Origin of the sequence: Brevibacterium marinum, assembly GCF_011927955.1 — a bacterium.
In the GTDB taxonomy this organism is placed as follows: Bacteria; Actinomycetota; Actinomycetes; order Actinomycetales; family Brevibacteriaceae; genus Brevibacterium; species Brevibacterium marinum.
Window position 1 is genome coordinate 2,541,903 of the sequence record NZ_JAATJN010000001.1, and the last position, 18,074, is coordinate 2,559,976.

13 protein-coding genes and 1 pseudogene are annotated in these 18,074 nt (G+C 64.6%); 9 read left to right on the top strand and 5 right to left on the bottom strand.

All coding sequences use genetic code 11. From position 1 onward, the window contains the following. Positions 1 to 93 precede the first annotated feature (93 nt). The 4 genes and pseudogenes from dnaE (at position 94) to BKA07_RS11215 (ending at position 5,629) form a co-directional block, all read left to right on the top strand. A complete protein-coding gene (dnaE, locus tag BKA07_RS11200; protein ID WP_167950959.1) occupies positions 94 to 3,606 on the top strand; it encodes a DNA polymerase III subunit alpha in 3,513 nt (1,170 codons plus the stop codon). A gap of 207 nt (positions 3,607 to 3,813) precedes the next feature. Continuing rightward, positions 3,814 to 4,194: a hypothetical protein gene (locus BKA07_RS11205; protein ID WP_092107777.1), complete on the top strand. Its 381-nt coding sequence runs from the start codon at positions 3,814 to 3,816 to the stop codon at positions 4,192 to 4,194. Positions 4,195 to 4,295: 101 nt separating this feature from the next. Continuing rightward, a complete protein-coding gene (locus BKA07_RS11210) occupies positions 4,296 to 4,628 on the top strand; it encodes a MarR family winged helix-turn-helix transcriptional regulator (protein WP_342449145.1) in 333 nt (110 codons plus the stop codon). Beyond that, positions 4,625 to 5,629, top strand: a pseudogene (locus BKA07_RS11215) (IS481 family transposase). The gene BKA07_RS11210 and the pseudogene BKA07_RS11215 overlap by 4 nt, the downstream one beginning before the upstream one ends. 97 nt (positions 5,630 to 5,726) lie before the next feature. Here BKA07_RS11215 and BKA07_RS11220 read toward each other — a convergent pair. After that, a complete protein-coding gene (locus BKA07_RS11220) occupies positions 5,727 to 6,101 on the bottom strand; it encodes an ArsR/SmtB family transcription factor (RefSeq protein WP_092107781.1) in 375 nt (124 codons plus the stop codon). A gap of 134 nt (positions 6,102 to 6,235) precedes the next feature. On the opposite strand from BKA07_RS11220, the gene BKA07_RS11225 reads away from it, so the two are divergent. Beyond that, entirely contained in the window at positions 6,236 to 7,990 is a 1,755-nt protein-coding gene (locus BKA07_RS11225) for an MFS transporter (protein WP_209043950.1), read from the top strand. A 141-nt stretch (positions 7,991 to 8,131) separates the two neighbouring features. Here the strand turns inward: BKA07_RS11225 and BKA07_RS11230 are convergent, their stop codons facing one another. Next, positions 8,132 to 9,493, bottom strand: a complete 1,362-nt coding sequence (locus tag BKA07_RS11230) for a hypothetical protein (protein WP_167950961.1) — start codon at positions 9,491 to 9,493, stop codon at positions 8,132 to 8,134. A 977-nt stretch (positions 9,494 to 10,470) separates the two neighbouring features. Here BKA07_RS11230 and dxs point away from each other — a divergent pair. Next, positions 10,471 to 12,411 carry a 1-deoxy-D-xylulose-5-phosphate synthase gene (gene dxs, locus BKA07_RS11235; protein ID WP_167950962.1) on the top strand — a complete coding sequence of 647 codons (1,941 nt, stop codon included), beginning with the start codon at positions 10,471 to 10,473 and terminating at the stop codon, positions 12,409 to 12,411. An 83-nt stretch (positions 12,412 to 12,494) separates the two neighbouring features. Here dxs and BKA07_RS11240 read toward each other — a convergent pair whose 3' ends face one another. Continuing rightward, positions 12,495 to 13,670, bottom strand: a complete 1,176-nt coding sequence (locus tag BKA07_RS11240; RefSeq protein ID WP_167950963.1) for a ribonuclease D — start codon at positions 13,668 to 13,670, stop codon at positions 12,495 to 12,497. After that, positions 13,667 to 14,281, bottom strand: coding sequence for a DUF3000 family protein (locus BKA07_RS11245; protein ID WP_167950964.1), 615 nt, complete (start codon positions 14,279 to 14,281; stop codon positions 13,667 to 13,669). The genes BKA07_RS11240 and BKA07_RS11245 overlap by 4 nt, the downstream gene beginning before the upstream one ends. Positions 14,282 to 14,432: 151 nt before the next feature. Here BKA07_RS11245 and hemE point away from each other — a divergent pair, with 151 nt between their 5' ends. The 3 genes from hemE to hemQ are packed head-to-tail and all read left to right on the top strand — an operon-like array spanning position 14,433 to position 17,647. Next, positions 14,433 to 15,479, top strand: coding sequence for a uroporphyrinogen decarboxylase (hemE, locus tag BKA07_RS11250; RefSeq protein ID WP_167950965.1), 1,047 nt, complete (start codon positions 14,433 to 14,435; stop codon positions 15,477 to 15,479). A gap of 4 nt (positions 15,480 to 15,483) precedes the next feature. Beyond that, the gene (hemG, locus tag BKA07_RS11255) at positions 15,484 to 16,887 is read left to right on the top strand and encodes a protoporphyrinogen oxidase (protein WP_167950966.1); all 1,404 of its coding nucleotides are present in this window, start codon (positions 15,484 to 15,486) and stop codon (positions 16,885 to 16,887) included. Between the two features lie 49 nt (positions 16,888 to 16,936). Continuing rightward, positions 16,937 to 17,647, top strand: coding sequence for a hydrogen peroxide-dependent heme synthase (gene hemQ / locus BKA07_RS11260; RefSeq protein ID WP_167950967.1), 711 nt, complete (start codon positions 16,937 to 16,939; stop codon positions 17,645 to 17,647). Between the two features lie 140 nt (positions 17,648 to 17,787). Here the strand turns inward: hemQ and BKA07_RS11265 are convergent, their stop codons facing one another. Then, positions 17,788 to 18,000, bottom strand: a complete 213-nt coding sequence (locus tag BKA07_RS11265) for a hypothetical protein (protein WP_167950968.1) — start codon at positions 17,998 to 18,000, stop codon at positions 17,788 to 17,790. Between the last annotated feature and the right edge of the window lie 74 nt (positions 18,001 to 18,074).

The window sequence follows — 18,074 nt, forward strand, 5'->3', positions numbered from 1 at the left end:
GTTGTGGCGCACCGATGTCCACGTTGTTGGATGCACGTCTGTATGCACTGTTGAACTGGACCGGTCAACCACGCGTTGTTCGGAAGGACGCAGATGCCAACAGAAGAGTTTGTCCATCTCCACGTGCACAGCGAGTACTCCATGCTCGATGGGGCCGCCCACATCGGTCCGCTCGTGGACGAAGCCGCCCGTCAGGGCATGCCCGCGGTCGCCGTGACAGACCACGGGAACGTCTTCGGGGCGTTCGAGTTCTGGCGGACCGCGAAGGACGCTGGTATCAAGCCGATCATCGGGACCGAGGCGTATCTGACCCCAGGCACTCACCGCTCGGAGCGTACCCGTGTCCGCTGGGGTGACGGATCTCGAGACGACGTGTCGGGGGCCGGGGCGTACACGCACTTGACGATGCTCGCGGAGACGACCGGGGGCATGCACAACCTCTTCCGGCTCTCATCGTTGGCCTCGATGGAGGGGCAGTACTTCAAGCCGAGGATGGACCGCGAGCTCCTGAGCACTTACGGACGGGGCCTCATCGCGACGACCGGCTGCCCCTCCAGCGAGGTCCAGACGCGTCTTCGTCTCGGACAGTACGACGAGGCCCGGCAGGCGGCGGCGGACTTCCGCGACATCTTCGGGGCGGAGAACTACTTCTGCGAACTCATGGATCACGGCCTGGGAATCGAGAAGCGTGTGATGGGCGACCTCATCAGAATCGCGAAAGACCTCGGCCTGCCGCTCGTGGCCACGAACGACCTGCACTACGTCGCTGCAGACGACGCGAAGAGCCACGCCGCTCTGCTGTGTGTGCAGTCCGGGTCAACCATGGACGACCCGAAACGCTTCAAGTTCGACGCCGACGAGTTCTATCTGAAATCAGCCGCGCAGATGCGGCACTTGTTCCGCGACTTCCCGGAGGCCTGCGACAACACATTGCTGATCGCCGAACGGTGCAACGTCGAGTTCGATACCTCGGCGAACTACATGCCGCGGTTCCCCGTGCCCGACGGGGAGACCGAGGAGACCTGGCTGGTCAAGGAGATCGAGCGCGGACTGAACATGCGCTACCCGGGTGGCATCAGCCAGGAGGTACGTGAGCGCGCGGAGTACGAGACCGCGATCATCCTCCAGATGGGCTTCGCCGGTTACTTCCTCGTTGTCGCCGACTTCATCCAGTGGGCCAAGAGCCAGGGCATCCGCGTCGGACCTGGACGCGGCTCCGGAGCCGGGTCGATGGTCGCCTACGCGCTGACGATTACCGGACTCGACCCGCTCGTCCACGATCTGATCTTCGAGCGGTTCCTGAATCCCGATCGCGTGTCGATGCCTGACTTTGACGTGGACTTCGACGATCGCCGCCGGGGCGAGGTCATCCAGTACGTCACCGATAAGTACGGTGACGACCGGGTCGCACAGATCGTCACCTACGGCACGATCAAGGCCAAGCAAGCACTGAAGGATTCTGCTCGCGTCCTCGGACACCCCTTCAGCATGGGGGAGAAGGTCACCAAGGCCATGCCTCCGACCGTCTCCGGCAAGGACATCCCCCTCAGCGGCATCTTCGACTCCGAGCATCCGCGCTACGCCGAAGCTCAGGACGTCCGGGCTCTCATCGAATCCGACCCCGAGGTTCGGACCGTCTACGACACCGCGACAGGGTTGGAGAACCTCAAGCGGCAGTGGGGAGTGCACGCGGCCGGGGTGATCATGTCCAGCGAGCCCCTCATGGACGTAATCCCACTGATGAAGCGGGACCAAGACGGGCAGATCATCACCCAGTTCGACTATCCGACGTGTGAGGGCCTCGGCCTGATCAAGATGGACTTCCTCGGTCTGCGGAACCTCACCATCATCAGCGACGCGCTCGACAACATCCGCACCAACCGTGGCGAGGAGATCGACCTCGAGGAGCTGCCGCTCAATGACGCCGGCGTCTTCGAGCTCATGCGCCGCGGCGACACGCTCGGGGTCATCCAGTTCGACGGCGACGCCATGCGGTCTCTACTGCGGCTCGCGCGACCTGATCACTTCGAGGACATCACCGCTGTGGGTGCCCTGTACCGGCCAGGCTCGATGGGGGCCAACTCGCACATCAACTACGCGCTGCGCAAAACCGGGCAGCAGGAGATCGTCCCCATCCACCCCGAGCTCGCCGAGCCGCTGGATGAGGTCCTGGGCAAGACGTACGGGCTGATCGTCTACCAAGAGCAGGTCATGACCATCGCTCAGGTCCTTGCGGGCTTCACGCTCGGTCAGGCCGACCTGCTGCGCCGTGCGATGGGCAAAAAGAAAAAGGCCGAGCTCGACAAGCAATTCGAGGGGTTCTCATCCGGGATGCGTACGAACGGCTACAGCGAGGAGGCGATCACGACCCTGTGGAACATCCTCCTGCCGTTCTCCGACTACGCCTTCAACAAGGCCCACTCCGACGCCTACGGCCTCCTCAGTTACTGGACGGCCTACCTCAAGGCGCACTACCCAGCTGAGTACATGGCCGCACTGCTGACCAGTGTGGGAGAGAATCGCGACAAAATGGCGCTCTACCTCGGGGAGACCCGCAGGATGGGTATCCGCGTCCTCCCACCGGACGTCAACGAGTCGATCCGGTACTTCGCCGCCGTCGGCGAAGACATCCGCTTCGGTCTCGAGGCGATCCGCAATGTGGGCGGCAACGTGGTCGAACAGATCGTGCGCACCCGGAAAGAGCGTCCATTCGAAGAGTTTCACGACTTCCTCCGGAGAGTTCCGCAGGAGGCGACCAACAAGCGGGCGGTCGAATCGCTGATCAAGGCAGGGGCGTTCGACCAGTACGGCCATTCTCGGCGTGCACTCGTCAGCATCCACAAAGAAGCTGTCGACGCTACGACGTCCGTCAAACGGGAAGAGGCACGCGGGCAGTACGACCTGTTCGCCGGGATCGATGGCGAGGGATTCGATGATGTGTCGGCCGAGATCCCAACACTCCCTGAGTGGGGAAGGCTCGAGAAGCTCGGTCACGAGCGCGACATGCTCGGACTCTATGTCTCCGACCATCCGCTTACCGGGCTTGAGCAGCAGCTCTCGAAGCGATCGACCCATGCAATCGAGCAGCTACTGGGCGAGAAGCCGCCCAAGGACGGTCAGCGCATCACCGTGGCGGGTCTGATCACTCAAGTCCAGCAACGTGTTGCCAAGTCCTCTGGAAATCCTTACGCGATCGTTCGCGTTGAAGACCTGAGCGCTGATGTCACCGTCATGGTGATGGGCAAGACGCACCAGCTCTATTCATCGGCCCTCGAACAAGACGTAGTCGTCGCTGTGACCGGACGAGTGAGCGTCCGTGACGAGGGACTCAACCTCCATGCCGACGGCATCGAAGTCCTGGATGCCATGATCGACCGGCACGACCGGCCATTCACCATCCTTATTGCAGAAGACGCCACCACGGAACCACGGGTCACCGAACTCGGCGACATTCTGTCAAGGCATCCAGGAGAGACGGCGACCCATCTGAAGATGCGCAAGCCGCAGAGCATCGTCCACTTCGATCTCCCCAACCACCCGGTGTCTGTGACGAATGACCTCTATGCGGAAGTCAAGGCACTGCTGGGCGCGAACTCGATCGAGTAGCTGCCGGCCATAGGGAAATCAGCTTCCCTAGGATATCGGTCATGGGGCTCATGCTCAGGTGAGTCGAAACTTGGTGCTGCGCCTTTCACTGTGATGTCACGGCCGTGCGCCGCTGCCCCCGACGCGCCTGCTAGTTGTTGCGGGGCAGGAGGTTGATGTCGCGGCCACTCGAGCGTCGATGCATGCGAATCGCATATACTTCTGGTCATGGAACCCAACCTTGAAGAAGCGATCAACGAGTGGCACGCGAGCGTCAATGCCCGCGACCTGCAGCGATCTGAGCGTGCGGTAGGCGATCCGGTCGTCGTGCTCGGCCCGAAGGGCGCGGGCCCGATCACGCCTGCGCAGTTTGCCGAGTGGGTGGAGCGCTCGGGGATCAAGCTGGTCCCGCGGTCCTGGCACCCTGTAAGCGAGCGACTGATGGTGGTCGAGGAGGACGCGACCTGGCCCGAGAGCACGGAATCCACGCGAGTAGCGACCGTCTTCCGCGCTGCCGCCGGGAAGGTCACGGCTGCTTTCAGGCTGCCAGACCTCAAGGCCGCTCTCGAGCTGGCCTACATCTGCCGCGAGATGGCGGCAACCGAGTGACAGACCTCGGCCCGGGACAGGTCCTGTTCCATTTCGTCAGGCACTGGTCACGCCGCTCTGCCGCAGCAGACACTGGCGGTGAGCAGGGGCGGCTCGTGCTCGTGTGCGAGGCTGTCCATGCTCTGAGGCTGCGCGCCAGCCCGGCAACGGTGAACGCGATCGCGCAGGAGATCGGGATCGACCAGAGCGGCGCGTCACGGTTGATCAAGAGCGCCACCGCAGCCGGGTATCTCGTCATGGCAGCGTCCGCGACCGATGGCCGACGACGCGAAGCATCACTCACCTCTGCGGGCCGGTCGATGCTGGACCAAGCGCATCGTTGGCAGGAGGAAGTGTTCGTTGAGCTGACCACAGGCTGGAGCGACAAGAAGCGCCGCGACTTCCAACAGGCGATGACCGACCTGATGGACCGCTCATACGAGATGGACGCATGAGCCACGCCAACGCCCCGCTCAGCCTCGAGGGACGCCGCCGACTGGTCGAGCGATGTAAGACGCGTCCCATCGCCCATGTGGCCGCCGAGATGGGGATCTCGCGTGCCTGCGCATCTAAGTGGGTCAACCGATGGCGACGTCCCGGAGATGCCGGGCTGCGCGACCGCTCATCGAGCCCCCACCGGAGCTCGAACGCCACACCAGCCTGGGTCATCGAGCGGATCGAAACCTGGCGGCGTGAGCACAAGCGGTCAGCCCAACGCATCACTGACGAGCTCGACGAGCTCGAGGTCACGATCAACCGCCGAACCGTCAGCCGGCATCTGACCAGGCTCGGCCTCGCTCAACGACGGTTCATCGACCCAGGAGGGGATAACAACCGCAAGCCAGGAAAGATCTCGGCCCACTGGCTCGGCCACATGGTGCACCTCGATGTGAAGAAGGTCGGCAGGATCCCCGACGGTGGCGGCTGGTAGATCCATGGCCGCGACAGTGACCAGGCCAAGGCCGCAGGTCGCGCCAAATCAGCGGGCGCAAAGCGCGGCTACATCTACTTGCACTCCGCCGTCGACGGCTTCTCCAGGCTCTCCTGCACCGAACCGCTGAGCGACGAGAAGGGAGCCACCGCGGCGGCGTTCCTGGCCCGAGCGAAGGTCTGGTTCGCCGCACACGGCATCTTCCACATCCACCGCGTCCTCACAGACAATGGCGCGTGCTATCGCTCCGGCGACTTCGCCCGGATCGTCGGCAACCAGTCCCGGCACCAGAGGACCAAGCCATACACCCCTCGCCGCAACGGAAAGGTGGAGCGCTACCAGCGCATCCTGGCCGAGGAGCTGCTCTACGCCCGGGGCTTCGCCAGCGAGGACGCCCGCACGGCAGCGATCGCCGTCTGCAACATCCACTACAACTATCACCGGTCCCATTCAGGCGCGAGCGGCCAGCCGCCGGCGTCGCGCTTGCAGAAAGGCGTCACCAACGTCCGGCCCTCATGCAGCTAACGTGAATGACATGGCCCGCAAGGCATGCGCGCGTACTGTTCGATCCGATGATCGCACTGGATATGTCTATCTCCGGCTCAGCGACCCGTCCGGCAGGTCAGCCCGCGTCTGCGCGCCAGTCGAGCACTAAGTCGACGAGCCCGGGGAAGCGGGTGTTCAGGTCCTCGAGGCGGACGCGACTGCGTCGCTCGAGGCCGTACTGGCGCTGGGTGATGACGCCGGCCTCGCGCAGTGCCTTGAAGTGATGCGTGAGTGTGGACTTGGGCCGGTCGAAGCCGAACCACCCGCAGGTCTGGTCGAAGTCCTCGGATGACAGCAGGAGCTTCTGGATGATCGTCAGCCTGAGGGGCTCGGCTAGCACACCCATGATGCGCTCGAGACGGATCTCATCCACCGCAGGCTCCGGCAGTCGCTCGGGGAGCTCGTCAGGCGGCCCCGTCTCATTGGCGTAGGTCGGCGCAAGTGTGTGCATGCCCGCAGTCTACCCGCTGTTGGAGATTCTTCGTACTGATGATAAGTTCGATTCGACTCGTACTGATACGAGTAGTTTCGAACTAGGTGGTGGAGATGAAGCGAGAAGTCGAACAACGGAATCTCAGATGGTCCGTGGCAGCAGCACTGACGGTCGTATCGGTGTTCGTGCTGTCCAACGCCTCGACGCCGCTGTACGTCGAGTGGCAGCGGGAGTGGGGCTTCTCGTCCGGGACGCTCACGATCATCTTTGCCTGCTACATGGTCGGGCTGGTGGGCACGCTCATCGTCGCCGGCGGGCTTGCCGACCGATACGGGCGGCGCGTGGTCCTCGTGCCGGCCATGGTGGCCGCGATTGCATCCGGGGCGCTGTTCATGCTCGCCCTGGACGTCGCGTGGCTGCTGCTGGCCCGGCTGCTGGCCGTCGTCGCCGTCGGAGGAGCGGTGACGGCGGGGATGGCCGCAGTAGTCGACGTCGCGCCGTCTGCGCGCAAGAGGGCAGGCAGTCTCATCGCGTCCGCCTCCATGGTGCTCGGCGCAGGCCTCGGCCCGATGCTCTCGGAGATCACCGCGAAGACCACCCCCACACCGCAGCTGTGGACGTTCGCCGTCGTCACGGCGCTGGGCCTCGCGGCCCTGGCAGTCAGTATGCGGTTGCCGCTGGCACGGGCGGTGCAGGTCGGAAGCACGGGCGAACGACTCCTTCGTTGGCCGATGCCTCCACGGGATCGTCGGCGTGAACTCCTGTGGGGCGCAGCTACCTTCGGCCCGGGCATCACAGCGACCTCCTTCGTGCTCTCGCTGGGGCCCTCGGTACTGGCTGGACCGATCGGCGTTCCGGACCCCCTGATTGCGGGGGCTGTCGCCTGCGCAATGTTCCTTCTTGCGACCGGGATCCAGTTCGCCGCGGGCAGCCTCTCCACTCGAGAGCATCTCGCACTCAGTTCCATCACCGCCGTGGTCTCGATGGGGATGCTGGGGCTCGCTGTCACCGTGACGCCATGGTGGCCGGTCTTCCTCGCCGCCGCTCTGTTCGCGGGCACCGCCCAAGGGCTGGGTCAGCTTGCCGGCCTCACGCTTATTGCCACACGGATCGTTCCCGAACGACGCGCCGAGTCCAACGCCGCGCTCAACATCTCCGGCTACGTCCCGGCTGGAGTCTTGCCGGTGGCCACCGGCTATCTCGCTGACGCCATCGGGCTCGGCAATGCCGTGATCGCGTTTGCAACGCTCCTCGGTGTCGTCGCAGTGATCGCCCTGGTCATCGTGCGCGTCAGCACGCGGGACGAATCAACAGAACGCCCACCAGCGAAAGTAGCCGACGAGACCATGCAGCCAACCACACTGGTGATCGCCGCCCACCCCGACCTGGAGAAATCACGCGTCAACGCCGCCTGGCTCCGAGCACTCGACACCGAAGAGCAGATCACCGTCCGCGCGCTGGCAGACGTCCGCGGAACCGACGGCTTCGACGCCGCAGCTGAGCAGCGGGAACTCGCCAGGCACAATCGGATCGTCCTGCAGTTCCCCTTCCGCTGGTACAGCGCCCCGCCACTGCTATCCGAATGGCTCGAAGTCGCGCTGGAACGCGGCTGGGCCTACGGGCCCGGCGGACACGCACTGGAAGGCAAAGAGCTCACCATCGCGGTGTCGACCTGGTCACGCGCCCACGACTACGTGCCAGAGGGGCGTTACGGACGAACGATGAACGAGCTCACCTCCCCGTACGCCACCACCGCCGCACGAGTCGGCATGAACTATTGCTCCGGATCCTTCGTCCACGGCGTCGGTGACCTCAGCGACACCGCGCTCGAAGACATCGCTCGCGAATACGCGTCATGGGCTGCAGGAGGGATATTCGCGTCGAGCTCGCCCGGAACGCAAGCGTAATTGGATGATGTGCAGTGGCGGTCGATGAGGGTGTCTCTTAGACATCTTCATAACGAGACGAGATCCCTGCAACGTTGCGGGAGTTTTGGTCTCATGGGTCGCCCTCGCAGCTACGACCGCCAGCGGCATCTGGCGGCGTGCTCACTCCTCGTCAGAGAACACTGACTTGAACAGGTCGGCGGCGTCGATGAGCTCCTTGGTCGGCACCGTGATCTCGCCGGTGGCCACCGTGTCGTTGCCGTCCTCGGTGAGGACCCAGGAGACCTCCACCAAGCCGGCTCCGGGATCCCTCGCGACGATCACGTAGTCGTCTTGGTCGGTGGTCCACGGATCGTTCGGACGCAACGATTCCGGGGTGAGCACGATCTCCGCGTCCTCGCCTCGGTTGCTCCAGCTCACGGGGTAGTCCCTTGGGAGGGGACGGAGCGTCGAGTAGTCGAAGCCTGGCCCGAGCGGATTCTGTCTCCGCAGCACTGGCTCGGCCGCTTTCTCGAAGTCTGCGTCGTCGGCATCGAGGTGGTCGAACAGTTCGCACCCGTGGAAGGTCAAGGTCAGGCGCGGCTTCGCGATGAAACGGTCGCGGCTGAGCACGCGGATCCCCGCTCCTAGCAGTCCCGCGCCCAGGAAGTGCTCCCGGCTGCCTGCGATGTGTTCGGCCTTTTTACTCCGCCAAGCGGCCAGGGCCTTCTCGCGGTCTTCCCTCGACAGCGGTCTCGGGGTTCCGAATGCGCTCGACGCCAACTGGAGCGACGCCGGGGAGAAGGAGCTCTTCTCGTGCTGCTCCGGTTCCTTGCTGAATTGCTCTTCTCGGTAGTTCAGCAGCTGCTCCAGGACTTCCTCGACGCGGTCGACGCGATGGACGCAGCCGACCAGTTCCACCTCGAGCACGATCGGCGGCTTTCCGCCGCCGCGGGCGCGCTCGACGAGCGCGAGGACCTCTCCGGACCGTGCGGGACGGGTGTTGCTGGTGCCCCGCACGTAGATCGCTCCGTCCTCGAGGCTGTCGCGGCGGTCGTCGCCCTGATAGCTCTTGTGGCAGGGGAAGATCGACTGGCCGTCCTCGGGCGGCTGGGCGATGACGAATAGCACTTCGTTGTCGCGGCCGACTCCGATCCTCCCGAACTCGAAGGCGGGGAACTGCGGTCCGAGGTAGGGGCGGAGGCGGTCCTCGAGCTCGTGGGCCTCGGTGCCGCGAGGCACTCCGGGGGCATCGTCCTTCTGCGCACCGATCACGAGTACCGCGTAACCGCGGAAATGCCGGGCCGCCTCGTGCGGACGACGATTGGCCGCTCCCAGGAGGAACTTCACGATCTTGGCCGTGGACGTCTTGCTTCCCATGTCGAGCGGGCCCTTGACCTCGAGACAGGTTGTCTCGGCCTCGTCACCGACGGCCATCACATGATCGAGAATGCTTTGGAGAGCCCGCTCGCCGAGCGGGATGACGCTGGTGTCGAGAATGGACGCCCTGACTGAGGAGTCGGCTGGGGGCGAGAGGTCGGGCATGGAGCGATTCTCTCATTCACGCCGGCGGCCCAAGCATGCAATGGGTCCCAGGGGGCCGCCTTAAGCGTGCTCGGCACAGGTCGCCCACGCGCCCAGATCTCACTGCCGATCGTCTTGCCAAGCTCGCCGAAGCAGTCCTGGATCCCGTTCCGGTGGATGAAGAAGCATGGATCATTGGATCAAACCGAATGGAGCGGTGAGTCTGACACATGAACCGCTATCGCAGCATGTTGACCCGCCAAGATCAGCACCGAGACATGCTGCGGTAGCGGTAGGTGAACAAGTGGAAACAATCGGCGTCTGACCTGGGGTTTCAGTTTGCCGAACCTGTCTCTGAAGTGCCCAAGGGCCCGAACTGCCACTAACGAAAGCAATATCAGTACGTGCTGCGGCAACTCGCGACTGCCTGATCCGGGATCGGCGTCCTAGCGACGACGACTCTGATCGGTGACAGTGCCGAAGGACGAAGGCCGGTGGGGCAACCCACCGGCCTTCGCCGCACCCGATCGCAACCACTTCGCTGTGCGCCCGGGCGCAACTTGCTCTCTGTGCGCCCCCGGGCATACTTCTCTCGCCGTACCAGAACAGCTTCCGGTGGCGGGGCTGAGATCTGCGACTCGTGACTCCTGCATTACCTGACTCCTGCGACTCGTCCTACAGCTGACACCGCTTCATACCGCAGACCCCGACTGCCACTCGTTCCGCCAATTCCTCCACCCCGTTGCGCATTGAATACCGGCAGCACGGAAAACACCCGCTGCAGGGGTTGTCTGTGCGTCTCGTGGTGCGGGGTGCCGAGCACAGCCCGCAGATGCAGCCGGGAGAGACGGCGCTCCTCGCTCGGGGAGTGGGACCCAGACGCACTCGGTGCCTGCCGAATTCATGAGTGGACCAACTCTGCGTTGTGAGGCGTTAAGATGATTCGAGTGGAAATCGCAGGACCAGTCCATCTATTCAGCATTCAGGAGCGAGGCCGAATGACATTCCTCGAGTCGATCAACTCGCCGTCACAGCTGCGGAGCCTCGACGATGCCGAATGCGAAGTTCTGGCGAAGGAGATCCGGGACTACCTGGTCACCACCGTGGCCGGCACCGGCGGACACCTGGGCCCCAACCTCGGCGTGGTCGAACTCACTGTCGGACTGCACCGCGTCTTCGAGTCCCCACAGGACACCATCCTCTTCGACGTCGGTCACCAGACCTACGTGCACAAACTTCTCACCGGGCGCATGGAGGACTTCTCATCTCTGCGCCAGCGTGACGGCCTTTCCGGGTATCCCAGTCGGGCCGAGAGCGAACACGATGTCATCGAGAACTCCCATGCTTCGGCATCTCTGTCCTGGGCCGACGGCATTGCCAAGGCACATCAGCTCAAGGGGGAGAACGACCGCCACGTCGTCGCGGTCATCGGCGACGGGGCACTGACCGGCGGAATGGCGTGGGAGGCCCTCAACACCATCGCCGCCGACAAATCGACCCCGCCGCGCAAGCTCGTCATCGTCGTCAACGACAACGGCAGGTCCTACGCACCCACGGTGGGTGGCTTCGCCGAGCACCTCGACGAGCTGCGAACCACCTCAGGCTACGAGAGGCTGCTGTCCTGGGGGAAAACGACTCTCCGGCAGTCGGGTGCCCCGGGCCGGGCCGCCTACAGCGCCATCCACGGTGTCAAGCGGGGCCTCAAGGACATGGTGAGCGCAGAACAGGCCGGAATGTTCGACGAACTCGGGATCAAATACCTGGGACCTGTCGACGGCCACGACCTGTCTACCGTGGAGAAGGCACTGCAGCGGGCGAAGCAGTACGATGGCGGGCCCGTCATCGTGCACATGATCACTCAGAAGGGGCAAGGGTACGATCCCGCGCTCAATGACGATGCCGATCAGTTCCACTCCGTCGGCGTGATCGACCCGCTGACGGGCAGATCTTCACCCTCCAAGCAGACCTCGTGGACCTCGGTCTTCGGCGACGAGGTCGTCAGCATCGCCGAGTCCCGCGATGACATCGTTGCGGTGACCGCAGCCATGCTCCTGCCCGTGGGCCTCGCGAAGTTCGCCGAAGCGTACCCGGAGCGGGTCTTCGACGTCGGCATCGCCGAACAGCACGCTGTGACATCCGCCGCTGGGCTGTCCTACGGTGGGCTGCACCCGATCGTGTGCCTTTATGCGACATTCCTCAACCGTGGCTTCGATCAGCTGCTCATGGACGTGGCCCTGCACGGACAGGGAGTCACATTCGTCCTCGACCGCGCCGGGATCACCGGACCCGATGGCGCCAGCCATCACGGAATCTGGGACATGGCGATGCTGCGCATCGTTCCCGGGCTCAAATTGGCGGCCCCTCGCGATGCCACACGCCTGACCGAAGAACTCGAAGAAGCCGTCGCCGTCGAAGACGGTCCGACAGTGATCAGGTTCCCGAAGGGAAGCGTGGGAACCGACATTCCCGCTCTGCGCCGCCTCGACGATGGTGTCGATGTCCTGCGTGAGGCACCGGCCGGCACTCGCAAGGACGTACTCATCGTCTCGGTCGGTCCCTTCGCCGGCAGAGCTCAGGAAGTGGCCGAGAAATTGGCTGAACAGGGAATCACCTCGACGATAGTCGACCCACGCTGGGTCCTGCCCGTTCCCTCCGGCGTCATCGAGATGGGCGTCGAGCACAGCCTGGTCGCCGTGATCGAGGACGGCGTCAAGGTCGGCGGAATCGGATCTCAGATCCGCAGCGATCTGCGCGCCGCAGACTCACGCGTCGGAGTCCTCGAACTCGGGGCACCCGACGAGTTCCTGCCGCAGGGATCCCGCGACGAGATCCTCGAACATGCCGGGCTCGATGTCGACACCATGGTGTCCGAGATCGTTCACATTCTGCCTGCCGAGGTCAGGAACCGGGCCCAGCAGGGCTCACGCCGAGCAGTCTGAGTCGGCAGAGCAGTCTGAGCCGCCTGCCTGACCAGTGCTCTGTCTGACCAGCCGTCGGTTCTGCGGCCCCAACGCCGCAATCCTCAGGCCGCGGGCAGCTTGGCGATCGCATCGGTGAGCACGGGTGCGCTCAACTCGACCTGCCACGGCCTGGCCCCGCGTTCGACGAGGAACTGTTCGACGTCGACTCCCGACTCCGCGCCGAGGGCCTTGACGATCGCCGGCTGCAGGAGCACGTCGTGAGGGATCTCCCGGTCTTCGGCCAGCTTCGCCATCGCACCTTTGAGGACGGCGATGCGCTCCTTGAGATCTGTGTGGCTGAACGAGGACCTCGACTGCTGTGGGTTCGGCTCCTTCCGCGGCGGAAGCTCATCGACAGGCAGCCGGGTCGCCTTGCGGAAGGCACGGAAGAGCCGTGCGGAATCCGCTCGGGAGAGCTTGGGCCTTTGCGTCATGATGTCGTCACTCGAACGCACCCGTGATTGGGCCAGAGCGACGAGGTCGCGATCGCGCATAATGCGTGAAGGTGCGATATCGGCCTCAGCTGCCATGATGTCGCGAGCCGTCCACATCTCCCGGACCTTGGCGATGTCCCTGCGCGATTTGAGCTTCGACAGCCCGTGCGTCCGCCGCCAGGGTTCGGCGAAGTGTCTGGGCCTGAAATCGAGAAGATGGTCGAACTCCTGCGAAGCGAACTCCAACTTTCCGGCCTCGAAGAGCGCTTCGGCCAGGATGTCCCGAATCGGCAGGAGCACTTCGACGTCGAGGGCGGCGTAGTTGAGCCACTCCTCCGGAAGCGGCCGCTTCGACCAGTCGGCGGCCGAGTGCTCCTTCGCCAGCCGGAGTCCGAGGGTTCGCTCCGCGACAGCGGCCAAACCGAACTTCTCCCAGCCGAGCATACGTGCCGCGAGCTCGGTGTCGAAGAGCGCTGCGGGCCGCATTCCGCGCTCCTGCAGACAGGGCAGATCCTGGGTCACCGAGTGGATGACCCATTCCTCCTCGCCGAACGCGGAATTGAGGGAGCTGAGGTCCCCGAGGGCTTCGGAGTCGAGGAGGAAGGTGCCGGCGTTCGAACGCCGCAGCTGGACCAGGAACGCACGTTGGCCATACCTGATGCCCGATGCCCTTTCGGCGTCGATGGCGACGGGACCGGAGCCGTCTGCGAGCTCTCGACAGGCAGTGGAGAAGTCGTTCCCGGAGTCGATGAGAGGCGGAATGCCATGAGCGGGTGTGGACAGAAGCGGTAGTTCGGTTGTCATCGACGTCGCCCGGGCAGGGCTGAAACTCCTTCAGGAAGTGGTGGCAGTCCGGCAACTGTGCACAGCAGATCGATCCAGGCTTCGAAGTGATCGCCGATGAGTTCCGGCTCCGCGATCACGGGTGTCCATGATGCGCGCAGCTCCAAGTCTATCGTGGACGGCCGCTCGGCGAGGGTGCCGAAGCTCTCCGAGAGGACGCGGGTGGTCGTGCCGCCGGCGGCGACGACCTCACAGTCATTCGATTCCAGTGCCTCTTCGAGCCAGGTCCACGCGACCGGCCCGAGCATCGTCTCATTGCCGAGTTCGTGTTCGAGTTCGGCACGGATATAGGACACGACCCGGAACTGCCCTTGCCATTCCTCGGGGGAACTGGGGTCGTAGAGGACGACGATGCGGCCGGTGGCCAATTCCTCGATCGCCTCACCGCTGGCCCGCAGGAAGGTCTCATCGGCACTGACCTCGGCACCCAGCGCATAGGAATACGGCGCCAGGCGGGCCGGCGCCGGTATTTCGGAGATCGACACGTTTTCCGTGTTCCGCGCTTCGCGCAGAACAGTCGTCACGGCGGAGAACTCCGACGGAATCCGGTTGAGGGGTGAGGTGTTGACCACATTGGCCACGATAGATCAGGCCACGGTGGAGGAGAACCGTCCACGCCGTGGGCGGGTCAAGAGATTTCGGACTCGGACCCGGGCCAAGACGCGGCGTCTTGAAACCAGGATCGGGTGGGCATCGGTTCGATGAGGGTGGGAGGATGGAGACATGACTTCACCCTTGTTGCCCGCCCTGCGCGGAGAGCAGACCTCGCACACTCCTGTCTGGTTCATGCGCCAGGCCGGCCGTTCTCTCCCGGAGTACCGCGAGCTGCGTGCGGGCACCGCCATGCTCGACGCCTGTCGCGATCCTGAACTGGTCTCGGAGATCACTCTGCAGCCGGTGCGCCGCCACGGCGTCGATGCCGCGATCTTCTTCTCCGACATCGTGGTCCCTCTGCAGGCGGCCGGTGTCGACGTGGAGATCGTGCCCGGCAGGGGACCGGTGATCGCGAACCCGATCCGCAGCCGGGCCGAGGTCGATGCGCTGCCAGAACTCGAACCGGATATGATTCCCGACATCGCCGAATCCATCGGACGAGTCACGGCAGAGCTGGGTCGGTCGACTCCGCTGATCGGGTTCGCCGGCGCCCCCTTCACCCTGGCCAGTTACCTCATCGAGGGCGGACCGAGCAAGAACCATGAGAAGACGAAATCACTCATGGTCTCCGAACCGGACACGTTCTCTCGGCTCCTGGCCAAGCTCGCTCGAATCTCGTCCACCTTCCTCGATGTGCAGCTGAGCGCCGGCGCCTCGGCATACCAGCTCTTCGACTCCTGGGCCGGGTACCTGTCCCGTCGCGACTACGAAGCACATGTCCTCGAGCACTCGAGCGCGGTCTTCGACTCGCTGGGGCACCACGAGGTGCCGAGCATCCACTTCGGCGTGCAGACCGGTGAGCTGCTGAGTTCCATGTCTCGGGCCGGCTCCACCGCCGTCGGTGTCGACTTCCGGGTCGATCTGGCCGATGCCTCGACCCGCGTGCAGCCGGGCCAGCCGCTGCAGGGCAACCTCGATCCGGCACTGCTCTTCGCCCCCTGGGAGGCATTGGCACCGCGCGTCGAACAGATCGTGCGCCAGGGGCTTGAGCACGAAGCGGGCTTCGTCTTCAATCTGGGCCACGGGGTCCTTCCCGACACCGACCCCGAGGTGCCGGGGAAGATCGTGGACGAAGTCCATCGTGTCTCTGCAGAGATCCTGGCGGCACGGGGCTGAGGCGATGAGTCAGATCACGATCATCGGGGGCGGAATCTCCGGCCTCGTCACGGCCTATCGCCTTGCAACCGACCACCAGGTCACGCTCGTCGAAAGTGACGACCGCCTCGGCGGATGTCTGCACTCGACGACGCTCAACGGTGCCGTTCCGGTCGGCTTGGACACCGGTGCGGAAGCCAGTCTGCACCGACGACGGGAGACGAAGGACCTGGCCGTCGAGCTCGGCCTGGATGCCCAGTTCCCCTCCACGGCACACAGCTCCCGCGTCCTGTCGAAAGGTGGGCTCCACGCGATTCCCAAACGCACGGTGATGGGTGTGCCGGGGGACCCCGCCGAGGTCAGAGACCTCCTCGGCGCAGCAGCCACCGACCGCATCGCTCACGAGACCATCACCGGACCGATCGACGGCGAGGACACGTCACTGGGGGACTTCCTCACGGACCGCCTCGGCGCGGATCTCGTCGACACCCTCGTCGATCCGCTGCTCGGAGGTGTGTACGCGGGACGCTGCCGCGACCTCTCGCTGGCATCGACGGTCCCCGCGCTGCTGCCGGCCGCAGTGGAGGGGACCTCGGTGCTCGACCTCGTTCAGCGACTGCTCGCCGAACGTGACGCACAGGCGGCCTCGCAGCCAGCCGGCGAAGATCCGCCCCCGGTGTTCATGAGCCTCCGGGGAGGCATCAACCAACTGGTTCCGGCCCTCGAGGAGCGCATTCGCGAGCGGGGCGGCACGATCCGCACCGGCACGCATTTGATCTCCGTGCGGCAGACTGCCGACGGGTGGACGGTGCGCACCGGGGACTCCGAGTTGGAATCCGACTCGGTCGTGCTGGCCACACCCGCCCATGTGACGACGGACCTCATCGCCGAGGTGGCCCCGACCTCCGCATCGCTGCTGGCCTCCGTGCCCTATGCGACGACAGCTCTGATCCCGGCCCTCGTTGAGATCGGAGACCGCAGACTTGAGGGATCCGGGTTCCTCGTGCCGCCGACGGAGAATGCATTCATCAAGGCATCGACATTCGTGTCGAACAAATGGCCCTGGGTGCGTGAACGCATCCCCGAAAACACCGCCCTGATCCGGATGAGCATCGGACGGTTCGGCGACGGGCCAGGCGGCTGGCAGGACTGCGACGACGAGGAGCTCATCGCACGGGCCTTCGAGGATTGGAAGGACATCGCCGATCGCGGATCAGACCGTCTGATCGCCGCCGAAGCACACCGGTGGGATCACGCACTTCCGCAGTACCTGCCCGGGCACTCGGGCATGGTCACCCGCATCGACGAGGAGACTTCCGGAATCGGCGGCCTCGAGCTGGCGGGTTCGGCATACTTCGGTGTCGGCATTCCCGCCTGCATCGCCCGTGCCGAGGAAGTCGCCCGCAGAGTGAGTGCGGCCCGAAGCTGACCAAGCAATCATCATGCAGAACAATCACCCCACAACAGGAGGAACACGAATGAGCGAACACACCGCCCCCACTGATGCGCAGATCGAGCAGGCGAACAACGAGACCCGCTACATCGCATACTCGGTCTTCGCCTCGGCCGGTGAACTCGGCGACGCGAACCGGGCCGCACTCGCCGAGGAAGTCCACGAGGCACTCGCCCCGCTGAAGGATCATGGACTCGTCGTCCGAGGGATCTACGATGTCTCCGCCCTGCGCGCGGACGCCGATGTGATGTTCTGGTGGCATGCGCCGAGCATCGAGTTGGTCCAGGCCGCCTATTCGGCGGTGCGTCGCAGCATGCTCGGCGGAGTGCTCGAACCGATCTGGTCGGTCGTCGGGCTGCACCGTCCGGCCGAGTTCAACAAGGCTCACCTGCCGGCGCTGCTGACCGATGACGAACCGGGCGACTACATCTGCGTGTACCCGTTCGTGCGCTCCTACGATTGGTACGTTCTCGATCCGGCCGAGCGCTCCAAGATGCTGCGCGACCACGGGATGGCCGCCGCGGATTACAAGGACGTCAAGGCCAACACCATCGCCTCGTTCGCCCTCGGCGACTACGAATGGCTGCTGGCCTTCGAAGCGCCTGAACTCCATCGCATCGTCGACCTCATGCGCGAGCTGCGCAATACCCAGGCACGTCTGCACGTGCGCGAAGAGGTCCCGTTCTACACCGGCCCGCGTCGAGAGCTCGTCGACATCATCACCGGCTGGCGCTGAGTTCCGCCTGGGGCCGCGTCAGGGCACAGCGACCGGCCGCGGCCCCCTTCACCCGACGGCACGGTACCCGACGGGCACGGTCGTCCTGATCAGAGCCGATGCATGAGGACGACCGTGCCGATTCGGACCTCAGCGCCGAATCACTCGGGTTTCCTCTTCTCCACGACATAGGAGTGGCCGTTGGCATCCGTTCGCATCTCCAGGCCCATCGCGTCGAGCCGTTCGTGGCGCAGGTGCTCGTTCTCGTAGTAGCCGCCGGGGCGCGAATTGTCGACATGTGCGGGACCGACGATCTTGCGGAAGAAGCGGTTGAGCCACGCCACGCGACGCTGAGGATCGTGTGAGTCCGACAAGTGCATCCATTCGAGGTTTCGGCAGCTGGGCTATCACCCGACTGAGGTGAACAGGATATATCCATAGTACACTA

What these genes read in the sequence shown, in the direction of transcription:
- dnaE (WP_167950959.1), top strand. Translation starts at nt 94, where the DNA reads ATGCCAACAGAAGAGTTTGTCCATCTCCACGTGCACAGCGAGTACTCC.
- BKA07_RS11205 (WP_092107777.1), top strand. Translation starts at nt 3,814, where the DNA reads ATGGAACCCAACCTTGAAGAAGCGATCAACGAGTGGCACGCGAGCGTC.
- BKA07_RS11220 (WP_092107781.1), bottom strand. Translation starts at nt 6,101, where the DNA reads ATGCACACACTTGCGCCGACCTACGCCAATGAGACGGGGCCGCCTGAC.
- BKA07_RS11230 (WP_167950961.1), bottom strand. Translation starts at nt 9,493, where the DNA reads ATGCCCGACCTCTCGCCCCCAGCCGACTCCTCAGTCAGGGCGTCCATT.
- dxs (WP_167950962.1), top strand. Translation starts at nt 10,471, where the DNA reads ATGACATTCCTCGAGTCGATCAACTCGCCGTCACAGCTGCGGAGCCTC.
- BKA07_RS11240 (WP_167950963.1), bottom strand. Translation starts at nt 13,670, where the DNA reads ATGACAACCGAACTACCGCTTCTGTCCACACCCGCTCATGGCATTCCG.
- hemE (WP_167950965.1), top strand. Translation starts at nt 14,433, where the DNA reads ATGACTTCACCCTTGTTGCCCGCCCTGCGCGGAGAGCAGACCTCGCAC.
- hemG (WP_167950966.1), top strand. Translation starts at nt 15,484, where the DNA reads ATGAGTCAGATCACGATCATCGGGGGCGGAATCTCCGGCCTCGTCACG.
- hemQ (WP_167950967.1), top strand. Translation starts at nt 16,937, where the DNA reads ATGAGCGAACACACCGCCCCCACTGATGCGCAGATCGAGCAGGCGAAC.